The organism is Agrobacterium rubi TR3 = NBRC 13261 (genome assembly GCF_000739935.1).
GTDB classification, from domain to species: Bacteria; Pseudomonadota; Alphaproteobacteria; order Rhizobiales; family Rhizobiaceae; genus Agrobacterium; species Agrobacterium rubi.
On the sequence record NZ_BBJU01000007.1, the window covers coordinates 467,946 to 480,051 of the forward strand.

The 12,106-nt window shown below is 58.9% G+C and carries 13 protein-coding genes; 11 read left to right on the plus strand and 2 right to left on the minus strand.

What is annotated here, in order from left to right; all coding sequences use genetic code 11:
• Positions 1–114 precede the first annotated feature (114 nt).
• The 11 genes from RRU01S_RS06640 (at position 115) to RRU01S_RS06690 (ending at position 11,081) form a co-directional block, all read left to right on the plus strand.
• Positions 115–837, plus strand: a complete 723-nt coding sequence (locus tag RRU01S_RS06640) for a LamB/YcsF family protein (protein WP_045229422.1) — start codon at positions 115–117, stop codon at positions 835–837.
• Positions 838–910: 73 nt separating this feature from the next.
• Positions 911–1,144 carry an acetyl-CoA carboxylase gene (locus RRU01S_RS06645; RefSeq protein ID WP_045229423.1) on the plus strand — a complete coding sequence of 78 codons (234 nt, stop codon included), beginning with the start codon at positions 911–913 and terminating at the stop codon, positions 1,142–1,144.
• On the plus strand, positions 1,144–2,508 hold the full coding sequence (locus tag RRU01S_RS06650; protein ID WP_045229424.1) for an acetyl-CoA carboxylase biotin carboxylase subunit: 1,365 nt from the start codon (positions 1,144–1,146) through the stop codon (positions 2,506–2,508). Before RRU01S_RS06645 ends, RRU01S_RS06650 begins: the two co-directional genes overlap by 1 nt.
• Positions 2,509–2,520: 12 nt before the next feature.
• Positions 2,521–3,396, plus strand: a complete 876-nt coding sequence (locus RRU01S_RS06655) for a 5-oxoprolinase subunit B family protein (RefSeq protein ID WP_045229425.1) — start codon at positions 2,521–2,523, stop codon at positions 3,394–3,396.
• Positions 3,386–4,357, plus strand: a complete 972-nt coding sequence (locus RRU01S_RS06660) for a 5-oxoprolinase subunit C family protein (RefSeq protein ID WP_045229426.1) — start codon at positions 3,386–3,388, stop codon at positions 4,355–4,357. The genes RRU01S_RS06655 and RRU01S_RS06660 overlap by 11 nt, the downstream gene beginning before the upstream one ends.
• 255 nt (positions 4,358–4,612) lie before the next feature.
• Complete coding sequence (locus tag RRU01S_RS06665; protein WP_045229427.1) at positions 4,613–5,365, plus strand: ABC transporter ATP-binding protein; 753 nt, start codon at positions 4,613–4,615, stop codon at positions 5,363–5,365.
• A complete protein-coding gene (locus tag RRU01S_RS06670) occupies positions 5,362–6,096 on the plus strand; it encodes an ABC transporter ATP-binding protein (protein WP_045229428.1) in 735 nt (244 codons plus the stop codon). Before RRU01S_RS06665 ends, RRU01S_RS06670 begins: the two co-directional genes overlap by 4 nt.
• Position 6,097: 1 nt before the next feature.
• Complete coding sequence (locus tag RRU01S_RS06675) at positions 6,098–7,003, plus strand: branched-chain amino acid ABC transporter permease (protein ID WP_045229429.1); 906 nt, start codon at positions 6,098–6,100, stop codon at positions 7,001–7,003.
• Between the two features lie 4 nt (positions 7,004–7,007).
• On the plus strand, positions 7,008–8,090 hold the full coding sequence (locus RRU01S_RS06680) for a branched-chain amino acid ABC transporter permease (protein ID WP_081880009.1): 1,083 nt from the start codon (positions 7,008–7,010) through the stop codon (positions 8,088–8,090).
• A gap of 40 nt (positions 8,091–8,130) precedes the next feature.
• On the plus strand, positions 8,131–9,324 hold the full coding sequence (locus RRU01S_RS06685; RefSeq protein ID WP_081880010.1) for an ABC transporter substrate-binding protein: 1,194 nt from the start codon (positions 8,131–8,133) through the stop codon (positions 9,322–9,324).
• 101 nt (positions 9,325–9,425) lie between these two features.
• Positions 9,426–11,081, plus strand: a complete 1,656-nt coding sequence (locus RRU01S_RS06690; protein WP_045229431.1) for an NTP transferase domain-containing protein — start codon at positions 9,426–9,428, stop codon at positions 11,079–11,081.
• Here the strand turns inward: RRU01S_RS06690 and RRU01S_RS06695 are convergent.
• Together RRU01S_RS06695 and RRU01S_RS06700 are read right to left on the minus strand one after the other, a co-directional pair.
• On the minus strand, positions 11,061–11,765 hold the full coding sequence (locus RRU01S_RS06695; RefSeq protein WP_045229432.1) for an XdhC family protein: 705 nt from the start codon (positions 11,763–11,765) through the stop codon (positions 11,061–11,063). The genes RRU01S_RS06690 and RRU01S_RS06695 overlap by 21 nt on opposite strands.
• Positions 11,765–12,106: an XdhC family protein gene (locus tag RRU01S_RS06700; RefSeq protein WP_108722578.1), complete on the minus strand. Its 342-nt coding sequence runs from the start codon at positions 12,104–12,106 to the stop codon at positions 11,765–11,767. The genes RRU01S_RS06695 and RRU01S_RS06700 overlap by 1 nt, the downstream gene beginning before the upstream one ends.

Below are 12,106 nucleotides of genomic sequence, written 5' to 3' on the forward strand. Positions count from 1 at the left end.
ATCTTTTTTTTTAATATTACAATAAAAAAATTACTATTTCACAAGAGCAAATTCCTCAGACAAGATTTGTGCAACGCCGCAAAGACGGCAGCATAAAACAGGGGAATATCGATCATGAGCGTCACGCTAAACTGTGACATGGGGGAGAGCTTTGGCCTCTACCGACTGGGTGATGATGCGGGCTTGATGCCGCTCATCGATGCCGCCAACGTTGCCTGCGGCTTTCATGCATCCGATCCTGACCACATGCGCTCCACGGTTCGCCGTGCCAAGGAAAACGGCGTCAAGGTCGGTGCTCATCCGTCGCTTCCCGATCTCCAGGGCTTCGGCCGTCGCGAGATGAAGATGAGCCGGGAGGAAATTGCCAACAGCGTCATCTATCAGGTCGGTGCGTTGATGGGCTTCCTCAAGGCCGAGAACATGCCGCTGCACCACATCAAGCCGCATGGCAGCCTGTATGGCATGGCGGCGCGTCAAGAAGAGATTGCCCACGGCATTTGCGATGCGGCTGAAATCTTCGGCGTGCCCTTGTTCGGCATGACCAATACGATGCACGAGAAAATCTACCAGCAGCGCGGCATTACCTTCATTCCCGAGTTCTACGCCGATCTGGAATATGCACCCGGTGGTACCCTGATCGTGACGCGTGAACACGACGCCAAAGACCCTGATCTGATGGCTGAACGTTGCGTTCGTGCGCTGAAGGAAAGCCAGGGTACGGCAAATGACGGAAGCTTCTTCCCGGTCGCCTGTGAGACGATCTGCGTTCATTCCGATACGCCGAATGCCATCGATATTGCCAAGGCCGTGCGCGAAGCCATCTCGCCCTGGCACTAAGATCGACAACCGCCTTTGATGGCGGTTTTATGCCTGCAGCCTTCTCGCATCGTCGGAACCGGAGACTCTTGTCATGACACAGATCCTTTCACCTCTTCCTGGAACGTTCTATCGCAGCGCAGCCCCCGGTCAGCCACCGCTCAAGGCAGATGGCGAAGACGTCGCCATCGGCGATGTCATAGGCCTCATCGAAGTGATGAAGTCTTTCCATGAAGTCCGCTCCGAAGTCGCGGGTAGCAGCGTCACCTTCCTCGTTGATAATGAAGACCCGGTGATGGCCGGTGCAGCGCTTGCGGACCTCAGCTGATGTTGAAAAAGCTGCTGATCGCCAATCGTGGGGAGATTGCGGTGCGCATTATTCGCGCAGCTCAGGATCTCGGCATTGCGACCGTTGCCGTTTATTCCGCAGCCGATGCCGACGCCTTGCATGTGCAGCTTGCCGATGAGGCGGTGAATATCGGTCCTCCCGCCGCCAAGAAATCCTATCTCAACATCGACGCCATTCTTGAAGCGGCCCGCAGCACCGGCTGCGACAGCGTCCATCCCGGTTATGGATTTCTCGCAGAAAATGCCGCGTTCTCGGACGCCGTCACGGCGGCCGGTCTCGTCTTTGTCGGGCCTTCGGGCAATGCGATCCGTTTGATGGGAGACAAGGTATCGGCGCGTGTCGCAGCGGCAGCAGCGGGTGTTCCCGTCGTTCCGGGTTCTGCCGGTCGCGTAGAGAGCATCGAAGCGGCGCGAGATGTTCTGGCAGAAACAGGTTTCCCGGTCATGATCAAGGCCGCAGCCGGTGGCGGCGGTCGCGGTATTCGCATCGCCAATTCGGCTGCCGAATTCGAGCAGGCCTATCCGCAGGCGCAGGCAGAAGCCTTGGCTGCATTCGGTGACGGTGGTCTCTATATGGAAAAGGTCATCGGACAGGCGCGCCATATCGAAGTGCAGGTTCTGGCTGACGGCCGTGATGCCGTCCATTGTTATGAGCGAGAGTGCTCGCTTCAGCGCAGACGCCAAAAGGTTTGGGAAGAAGCGCCGTCCCGAGCACTGTCCGATGCCTTGCGGGAAGAGCTTTGCGCATCGGCTGTGGCGCTGGCAAAGGCCGTGTCCTACTCCGGTGCAGGCACGGTCGAATATCTCTATGACGATGCAGCCGATCGCTTTTATTTCATCGAAATGAACACCCGCATTCAGGTCGAGCACCCTGTGACCGAAGCTATCACCGGGATCGACCTCGTTGCGGAGATGCTGCGGATCGCAGGTGGTGAGCCGTTGCGGTTGGCGCAAGATGACATCAAGGTTAAGGGGCACGCCATCGAGGTGCGGCTGAATGCCGAAGACCCGGCCAAGGATTTCGCGCCGTTTCCCGGCAAGGTGGACAATCTTCGCATCCCCGGCGGTCCCGGCGTCCGTTTCGATTCCATGCTCTACAATGGCTACCAGATACCGCCTTTTTACGACTCGCTTCTGGCAAAGCTCATCGTGCATGCAGAAACACGTGAAGCGGCCATTGCACGCCTGACAAGAGCATTGAAAGAACTCGAAATTACCGGAGTGAAAACCACCAAGCCCTTGTTTCTGGCCCTTGCCGCCGACCCTGCGGTACAGGCCGGAGACGTCCACACGCGCTGGCTGGAAGGCTGGCTGACCGAAAACGCAGCGGCGCTCGCCGGCTGAAAAGGAGAAGCGATGTCGATACGATTCAACTTCGGCGGCGACGAACACATCTTCGGAGAAGTGTCCGAAGAGATGTCGCTTGCCTCGTTTTTCACCGGCCTGTCGATGATCAATGCGGTGCGTCAGGCCAATATTCGTGGCGTGACCGAAACCTGCCCGGCCAATGCCAGCTTTCAGATCCGCTTCAACCCGGACATCATCTCCCCACAGGATTTGCTCAAAGAGCTGACCTCGATGGAAGATGCGGCATCGAAATCCGATGCCGCACTGAAAACGCGGATCATCGAACTGCCGGTCTATTTCCAGGACCCGTGGACGCACGAGACCGCCATGCGGTTTCGCGAACGTCATCAGGACCCGAACTCGACCGATCTGGAATATTCCGCCCGCATCAACGGATACGGCACGGTTGAAGAGTTCATTGCGGCCTATTCCGGCCAGCCATGGTTCGTGTCGATGGTCGGTTTCGTGGCGGGTCTGCCGTGGCTCTACCAGATGGTCGAGCGCAAAAAGCAGATCGAAGCGCCGAAATATCTGCGGCCTCGCACGGATACGCCAAAGCTGACGGTAGGGCATGGTGGCTGCTTTGCGGCGATCTATTCCGTGCGCGGTGCCGGTGGCTATCAGATGTATGGTGTGACTCCCGCGCCTATCTATGATCCCACCCGCAAGGTTCGGTACCTGACGGATGAGATGTGCCTGTTCAAACCGGGTGATATCGTCAAGTTCAAGTCGATCACTCGCGATGAATATGACGCGATGCTGGAGGAGATCGAAGCCAATCGCTGGCAACCGGTGGTGCGCGATTGCAGCTTCAGCCTCGCCAGTTTCAACAATGACATTTACGGCACCAACGCCCAACTGATGGAGCTGCTCCATGGCCGTTAACGTTATCACGCCTGGCCTTGCCACCTCGGTTCAGGACCTCGGTCGCCCCGGTTATTATCACTCCGGCATTCCCGAAGGTGGCGGCATGGACCGCTTTTCCACCCGCATCGCTAATGTTCTGGTGGGCAACGATCCCGGTTCTGCCGTGTTGGAAGTGACCTTCATGGGGCCGGAACTGGAGTTCACCCAGCCTGCTGTCGTCGCCGTCACAGGTGGCGAGTTGCCACCCAAGGTGAATGGTGTCGAACAACCAACATGGGAAAGCTTCGAGATCAAAGCAGGCGATCGCCTGTCGTTCGGTTATCTGAAAGCGGGTGCTCGGGCCTATATCGCGATTTCCGGCGGTATCGACGTCCCCGTCGTTCTGGGGTCTCGCTCGACCTATGTGCTGGGTGCGCTCGGTGGCTTTGAAGGGCGTGTTCTCAAGGCAGGTGACGTGCTTCCGATCGGCGAAGGCTTAGGCACGGCAGGACTTTCCCTTCCGTCCCATTTGCGTGGTCTGAGTGCCATGCCCGCTGAACTGCGCATGTTGCCGGGCATTTACTGGCATCGCATTACGGAAGCTGCCGGAAAGCGCTTTTTCGAGGATACATGGAAGGTGGCACCGGAAGCAGACCGTATCGGTTATCGCTTCCGGGGTGGCACGCCGCTGGAATTCATGCCGCGCGAGCAGCCTTTCGGCGCCGGCTCGGACCCGTCCAATATCGTAGATGCCTGCTATCCCTATGGTTCGGTCCAAGTACCGAGCGGCACGGAACCGATCGTGCTTCACCGCGATGCGGTGTCGGGCGGCGGTTACATGATGCTGGGTGTGGTCATATCAGCAGATATGGACCGCATCGCGCAATTGCAGCCGCACACTCCGGCGCAATTCGCGCCTGTCACGCTTGAGCAAGCGCTGGCCGCGCGGGCTGACCGGCAGGCCGCTCTTGCCAAGGCAGAAGAATTCCTGACCGCCTGATGCGGTCGGGTATGTCCGGAAGAGGAACCGGAGATGTCCAGGGGAGGGATCGGTCAGCCGAGCTGATCCTCCGCCGCGCCAGATCACTATATCCGGCGCGCGCAACAACAAGACGAAGCCGATAAACGGCGTGAATTTATGCCGAGCGATCCGCAGAGATTGCCGGAAGAATAAGGGGAACATCGCTGGAATTTGCAGGCCGTGGCACGGTCCGTTCCAGCATGCCCTTTCCTGAACAACATAAGGAACAGGGAAATGGGTCTACTGAGTGCAGAAAACGTCTCCGTCGCCTTTGCGGGGCTGAAGGCGCTGTCGTCGGTGACGCTGGACATCACGCCCGGACATATCAGCGGCCTTATCGGCCCCAATGGTGCTGGCAAGACCACGCTGGTCAATGTTCTCACGGGTTTTCAGGCTCCGACCGAAGGAGCCATCAATCTCGACGGTTCACCGCTCAGCGGGCTCAAGCCGCATATGGTGCGCCGCCGTGGCATCGCCCGAACCTTTCAGGGCGGACGCCTGTTTCGGGATCTCGCCGTTATCGACAATCTCGAAGTGACAGGCGTCGGCCTGGGCATGAGCAGGCGTGCTGCCGTTGCCGAGGCTCAGGCCATGCTGGACTGGATGGGCATTGGCGCTCTCGGATCGCGCATCGCCGGAACACTGCCCTATACGGATGAGCGCCGCGTTGCCATCGGCCGTGCGCTCATGGGACGCCCGTCCTACATCCTTCTCGATGAACCCGCTGCCGGGATGAGCAGTCACGAGGCGAAAGATTTGTCAGCGTTGATAAAGCGTATCGCGCGCGATCTTGGCTGTGGCGTTCTGATCATCGAGCATAATGTGGGTCTGGTGCTCGGTCTCTGCGATCATATCGTGGTTCTCGATTCCGGCGCTGTTATCGAAGAAGGCACGCCCGCCGCCATTCGCGGCAGCGAGAAGGTGCGCCACGCCTATATGGGAACCGCTGCCGATACGGATCTGCCCGTCGTGGAGGCGCTGCAATGAGTATTCTTGCGGTTTCCGAAGTTGAAATTCGCTATGGCAGGCTGACAGCAGTGCGCGGCGTTTCCTTTTCCATGCAAGAGGGTGAGATTCTCTTCATCACCGGCCCGAACGGCGCTGGCAAATCCTCGCTGATGCGGGCGATTGCCGGCGTAACCCCGGCCTCTGCCGGACGCATCGATTTTCATGGTAGCGAAATCACCGGCAAAGCACCTGAAGACATTGCGCGCCTTGGCTTTTCCATGGTGCCAGAGGGCCGTGAGGTTTTCGGTTCGCTGACCGTCGAGGAGAACCTTCTTGTCGGAACCGGAATGCACGCCCGTGACCGTGGCTGGCGCGCTCGTGCCGCCACAGAAATGGAGGCGGTCTACGCGACGTTTCCGATGCTTAAAGATCGTCGCAACGGGCAGGCGGGCCTTCTGTCTGGCGGCCAACAGCAGATGCTGGTGATCGGTCGCGCTCTTATGACCAATCCACGTCTGATTGCCATCGATGAGCCATCGCTGGGTCTTGCTCCCAACATCACCGATCAGGTCTACGAGCGATTGATCGCGTTGCAAGCCGAACGTCGCTTGACGCTTCTGATCGTGGAGCAAAGCTCTGCCCGCGCCGTCATGGTCGGTGGGCGGATGATCCTCATGCGCGGCGGCGAGATCGTGCTGGATGGCGATGCTCGCACACTCGGCAACAGTGAGGCCATTCAGGCCGCCTATTTCGGTTACGAGGATCATTGAGATGTTACAGATCGTCTTCGACTCGCTGTCTCTCGGCTCGCTTTATGCCCTTGGTGCCCTCGGCATTGCGCTCATTTTCGGTGTCATGCGGTTGGTCAACTTCGCCCATGGCGATGTCATCGCCTTTTGCATCTTCGCACTGTTGTGGCCATCGACCGATGCCATGGCCATCGTCTTTGCGGGTCAACTACCTTGGTATCTGCTGGTGCCGCTGGTGCTGATCACGGGCGCAGGCTTGTCGGTGCTGTGCGAAATCGTCGTTTTCCGGCGATTCCGGCGGGCCAATCCGGCAACCATGATGATTGCGTCCTTCGCGCTCGGTTTCGTCATTCGCTACTTCCTGTTGATGCTGTTTACCAGCCGACCGAAATCCATCTCGCTGTTGCCGATGCTCTCGCAACCGGTGGAGATTTTTGGCGCGCGGCTACCGCTTCTGCAACTGATCACCATTATCACAACGGTGTTGATCCTCATCGGCCTGTCGCTCTTTCTGCGACGTACCCGCTTTGGTCTTGAAATGCGCGCGGCGGCGGAAAACTTTTCCATGGCCCGTATGCTGGGTGTTCGCGCGAACCGCGTCATCATGGGTGCTTTTGCACTGTCCGGCGCGCTGGCCGGTGCCATTGCTCTCATCTTCGGCAGCCAGACCGGAACGGCCGATATCCAGATGGGGGCGTCGATCATGCTGATGGCCTTTATCGCCACCGTCATCGGCGGGCTCGGTAGTCTGGCGGGGGCTGTGCTTGCGGGCTTCCTGTTGGGCGCTGCCTCCGTCGTCATGCAAGTCATGCTGCCGGTAGATGCCCGCCCGTTCCGCGACGCCTTCGTTTATGGCGCGGTCATCCTCGTGCTTCTGTTCCGCCCACAGGGCCTGATCGCCGCGCGCGGCACCAAGGAAAGGGTCTGACGCCATGACCATCGCAACCATGCCAGACCTCCCCATCGAGCTGGCGTCTCCAAAGAAACCCGCCCCTTTCTCATTGGCGCGCCGCACCATCATGACGCCGATCCTGTTGTCGCTGCTGCTTCTGGCGATCGCGGTGCTCACGGTGATGACCGGGTCGAAGCCTTTTAATCAGGCCGTCATCGACGTCTTCGTGCGTGTCACGCTGGTTGTCGGTCTCTACATCTTTATCGGTAATTCTGGTGTCTTGAGCTTCGGGCATATCGGCTTTACCTGCCTTGGTGCCTATGCCGCTGCATGGCTCACCATCAACCCGATCATGAAGAAAAGCGCGCTTCCGGGCCTGCCACAATGGTTGCTGGATACGCGATTGCCCTATTGGGAATCGGCCATATTGGCAGCGCTCTTTGCGGGTGTCGTGGCGCTCGTCTTCGGCAAGGTGCTGATGCGGCTTTCCGGCATCGCAGCTTCGATTGCGACCTTTGCCGTGCTGGCGATGATCAATACGGTCTATTCCAACTGGGAGGATGTGACCGGCGCGACATCCTCGGTGGTCGGCATCCCCATCGTCAGAACCATCTGGCCCTATGTCATCGCCGCCGTCATCGCTGTCTTCATCGCCTGGGCGCACGCCATTTCCCGTTCAGGCCTTGCACTGCGGGCCGCGCGTGACGAACCGACGGCTGCTGCGGCATCCGGTGTAGATATTCCCAAAGAGCGTCTCGTCGCCTTCACAATTTCCGGTGCCGTCATGGGACTGGGCGGCGCGTTGATGGCGCATTCCATCGGCGTAGTGACGCCCGATACGTTCTATCTCGGCCTGACCTTCATCACGCTGTCCATGCTTGTCGTCGGCGGCATGAACAGCCTGTCCGGCGCTGTGATCGGCGTGGTTCTGCTCTCTACCCTCATTCAGGCACTCCGCATGCTTGAGGCCGGTGTCCCCGTTGGCACTGTCACCTTTGCCCTTCCCAAGGGGCTTCAGGAGATCGCCCTCGGTGTCATTATGATCGTGATCCTCGCGCTTCGTCCTGCCGGGTTGATCGGCAACCGCGAGATTACCTTGTTTCGTCGCAGTCACAACAAATAGCCGGCGGAGAGGAAACCGCACGGCAATAAAGGAGAACGACATGGCGTATATGACGAGAATGCTTTCTGCGGTTCTGGCGACTGCCATGACCACCTTACCGGCATGGGCGGACGACGACAAAATCGTGGTTGGCTTTGCGACCGGCGCTTCCGGCTTCATGGAAGCCTATGACAAACCGGCGCAGGATGCGGCGATGATCCGCATCGACGAGATCAATGCGGCGGGTGGCCTGCTCGGCAAGAAGATCGAGGTCGTCAGTGCCGATACGAAATCCGACCGGGCAGAAGGTGCCAAAGCCGGTCTTTCGGTCATCGACAAGGGCGCCGACCTCGTCGTCGTGTCATGCGACTACGACTTCGGTGCACCAGCGGCGCTAGCGGCTGAAGATGCGGGACTTGTCTCGTTCTTCCTTTGCGCAGAGTCGGTAAAGGCGGGCATCCAGGGCGTCGGCCCACACAGTTTCTCCGCTTCGGTTCTGGCTGCCGTGCAGGGTGCAACGATGGCGGAATGGGCTTTCAACGAAAAGAAAGCCAAGACCTATTACCGCCTGCTCGACACCTGGACCGAATACAATAAGGGCATTTGCGACGGTTTCGACTGGATGATGCCCAAGCTCGAAGCCAAGGGCGCAAAGCTCGTGGGCAAGGACACGTTCAAGAACGAGGATGCTTCGATTGCCGCGCAGATCAGCCGCATCAAGGCGTTGCCGCAGGAACCCGATGCCATCATGCTGTGCACGATGATGCCGGGAGCCGTATCGGCCATCAAGCAGATCCGGGCCGCCGGTATCAACTCAATGATCCTCAACGGTTCCGGCGTTGATGGAAGCTACTGGCTGTCGGCGGTGCCGGACCTGTCCAACTTCTTCACACCGGTTCAAGGCTCCATCTATGGCGACGACCCGAACCCGGCTGTTCAGACGTTCAATGCCGCCTACAAAAAGAAGACCGGCTCCGATCCATCCAGCCAATATGTTTATCCCGGCTATTCCATGATCGATGTCTGGGCAAAGGCCGTAGAGCGGGCAGGAACCACCGAAGCGGACGCTGTCGTGGCTGAACTCGAAAAGATGAAGGATGAACCGACGCTGTTCGGACCACGCACCTTCACGGCGGAACTGCACCACCAGAACAAGGCGCGTTATCTGATTGTCGAAACAAAAAACGGAAAACCGGGTGTTGTCGGCAACTGGACGATATCTGAACCCGTTCCTCTGAGTGCTCTCGTCAAGTAAAGCTGCCTTGAGCATCGAGCGCCATGCATCGAATAAGGATGCATGGCGTTTGCATGTCTTGAAACGATGCGCGGTCGTGCCGCGCCCTGGGAGCGGTACAGATGAAGTTCGGGCAATTTCCCATTGATGATGCTACGGGTCTTTCGCTCGCCCATTCTCTCAGGCTCAAGGACGCCGAGCTCTCGAAGGGACACGTCCTCCAACCATCGGATATATCCGGCATAAGAGCTGCCGGTCTGACGTCCGTCACGGCGGCTCTGCTGGAAAGCGACGATGTCGGTGAAGACGAGGCGGCGCGGATGCTGGCGCGATCCGTGACGGCAGACCATCTGCGATTTTCCGAAGCGAAAACCGGGCGCGTCAATGTCTACGCCACTGTCAAAGGGCTGTTCGTCGCGGATAGGGCCACCATCGACCGTTTCAATGGCATCGACCCCGCGATCACCTTCGCCTGTCTGGCCGATCGTACCCGCGTCAGTGCTGGCGACATGGTCGGCACATTCAAGATCATCCCCCTTGCCGTTTCGCAGTCGATAGTCGAAGCGGCATCCAAGGTGATGCAGGCCGGCGCGGCATTTGCCGTGCGCCCGTTCCAACGGTTTGCCGTCAACCTCATTGCCACTGAACTACCGCGCCTGAAGCCGTCCGTCATGGACAAAACAGCCCGCATTTTATCTCGGCGGCTGGCCGTTTGCGGCAATTCCTTGCAGCGGGAAATGCGCAACGCGCATGACACGAAAGCACTGTCCCAAACACTTCGAGAGGTCTCGGCCTTGCCCGAAGAAGCCCCGAAACTGATTGTCGTCTTCGGGGCATCGGCGGTCATAGACGAGGGCGATGTCATTCCGCAGGCCATCCGCGAGGCGGGTGGCACCGTCTTGCGGGTGGGCATGCCTGTCGATCCGGGAAACCTTCTGGTTCTGGGGCTTATCGGTGACACCTATGTCGTCGGTGCACCCGGATGCGCGCGTAGCCCGATGGAAAACGGGTTCGACTGGATTCTGGAGCGCATTCTGGCCGGTGAAAAACCGGATGGATATGATATTGCAAATATGGGTGTCGGCGGCTTGTTGAAAGAAATTCGCTCGCGACCTATGCCGCGGGATACGGTTTCAGAAAGGCAAGGCCAGATGTCTATCGCAATCGTTCTTCTCGCAGCGGGCATGTCGAGCCGCATGGGAAACAGCGGCTTTCACAAACTTCTGTCCGAATTCGACGGTGTTCCCCTTCTGCGCCGTACTGCGGCCGTGGCGGTGGGCAGCAAGGCGTCTTCGGTCACGGTGGTCCTGGGTCATCGAAAGGACGAATTACAAGCTGTCCTGTCTGGCCTTGAGCTTTCGACAGTCGTCAATCCGGATTACGCATCGGGCATGGCGAGTTCACTTGCGACCGGGTTTGCGACGAACGAAGCGCGCAATGCCGAGGGCATCATGGTCATGCTGGCCGATATGCCGGGTCTGACAAGCACGCATCTCGATCAGATGATCGATGCTTTCGCGGCATCGGGAGCCACCGCAATCGTGCGGGCCGTTTCACAAGGCAAGCCGGGAAATCCCGTCATCCTGCCGCGCTCGTTGCATGATGCCGTCTTGCGTCTAGAGGGCGATGTGGGTGCGCGCCATCTGATCGAAACCTCTGGCCTGCCCATCATCAATATCGATGTCGGGTCGGCGGCCCAGACGGATGTCGATACGCCTGATGCAATTGAGGCAGCGGGCGGCGTGCTTGTTGGTGGCCTAATCGTCCCGCTTCGATAGTGTGGCATTGCCGGAGCGCAAAGCGCTGATGATTTCCGCCAGAATGGCGACTGCGATTTCAGCGGGACTTGCCGCGCCGATATCAAGCCCGATAGGCGCGTGGATGCGAGCGATCTCCGCCTCCGTCAGCCCCTGATCCACCAACCGTTCCACCCTGGCTCGATGGGTTTTGCGGCTACCCAGCGCGCCCACATAAAAGCATCCGGTTCGCAGCGCATCAGCGAGCGGAAAATCGTCGATTTTCGGGTCATGTGTGACGGCGACCAGTGCGGTATGCGCATCCAGTGGGCGGGTCTTCAACACGTCTTCCGGCCAATCCGCGATGAGGTCGACCTGCCCAAAGCGTTCCGTCGTGGCAAAAGCCGTGCGCGGATCGATGATGCTGACATCAAACCCAGTCAGCTGTGCCATCTGCGCCAGTGTTTGCGTGATATGCACTGCGCCGATGATGATGATGCGCGGGGCGGGGAGGTAGGCATTGACGAAGTAAGTGGTGTCTTCAATGGTGACGCTGCCGGATTTTCCGGATCGAAGTGCTGCTGCAACGGCTTCACCGAGAGTACCCTTGAAGGACTGGCTGTCTGTTGCGACATGGCTGACGCCTGTGTTCATATCGGTAACCGTTACTGCGGCGATGCGATCAAGGCGGTAACGGTTCAGCGTCTTGAGATTGGCGAAATCCATCAGTGCACTCTTTCGACATAGACGCGGATACGCCCGCCGCAGGACAGGCCGACCGCCCATGCAGTCTCATCCGCCACGCCGAATTCCAGCATTTCGGACTTTCCGTTGCCAATGACATCGATTGCCGCAGCAATGACCGCCCCCTCGACGCAGCCGCCTGACACCGACCCTTCAAAATTGCCGTCCGCATCGATAACGAGATGGCTCCCGACTGGTCTCGGTGCCGATCCCCAGGTTTCGATGACGGTTGCTATAGCGACATCACGTCCGCTTTTCCTCCAGCTTTCAGCCACAGCAAGCGGGTCTGCATGCCCATGGCCGTTATCAGTCGCAGTGCTCAT

What these genes read in the sequence shown, in the direction of transcription:
- RRU01S_RS06640 (WP_045229422.1), top strand. Translation starts at nt 115, where the DNA reads ATGAGCGTCACGCTAAACTGTGACATGGGGGAGAGCTTTGGCCTCTAC.
- RRU01S_RS06645 (WP_045229423.1), top strand. Translation starts at nt 911, where the DNA reads ATGACACAGATCCTTTCACCTCTTCCTGGAACGTTCTATCGCAGCGCA.
- RRU01S_RS06650 (WP_045229424.1), top strand. Translation starts at nt 1,144, where the DNA reads ATGTTGAAAAAGCTGCTGATCGCCAATCGTGGGGAGATTGCGGTGCGC.
- RRU01S_RS06655 (WP_045229425.1), top strand. Translation starts at nt 2,521, where the DNA reads ATGTCGATACGATTCAACTTCGGCGGCGACGAACACATCTTCGGAGAA.
- RRU01S_RS06660 (WP_045229426.1), top strand. Translation starts at nt 3,386, where the DNA reads ATGGCCGTTAACGTTATCACGCCTGGCCTTGCCACCTCGGTTCAGGAC.
- RRU01S_RS06665 (WP_045229427.1), top strand. Translation starts at nt 4,613, where the DNA reads ATGGGTCTACTGAGTGCAGAAAACGTCTCCGTCGCCTTTGCGGGGCTG.
- RRU01S_RS06670 (WP_045229428.1), top strand. Translation starts at nt 5,362, where the DNA reads ATGAGTATTCTTGCGGTTTCCGAAGTTGAAATTCGCTATGGCAGGCTG.
- RRU01S_RS06675 (WP_045229429.1), top strand. Translation starts at nt 6,098, where the DNA reads ATGTTACAGATCGTCTTCGACTCGCTGTCTCTCGGCTCGCTTTATGCC.
- RRU01S_RS06680 (WP_081880009.1), top strand. Translation starts at nt 7,008, where the DNA reads ATGACCATCGCAACCATGCCAGACCTCCCCATCGAGCTGGCGTCTCCA.
- RRU01S_RS06685 (WP_081880010.1), top strand. Translation starts at nt 8,131, where the DNA reads ATGGCGTATATGACGAGAATGCTTTCTGCGGTTCTGGCGACTGCCATG.
- RRU01S_RS06690 (WP_045229431.1), top strand. Translation starts at nt 9,426, where the DNA reads ATGAAGTTCGGGCAATTTCCCATTGATGATGCTACGGGTCTTTCGCTC.
- RRU01S_RS06695 (WP_045229432.1), bottom strand. Translation starts at nt 11,765, where the DNA reads ATGGATTTCGCCAATCTCAAGACGCTGAACCGTTACCGCCTTGATCGC.
- RRU01S_RS06700 (WP_108722578.1), bottom strand. Translation starts at nt 12,106, where the DNA reads ATGAGCACTGCGACTGATAACGGCCATGGGCATGCAGACCCGCTTGCT.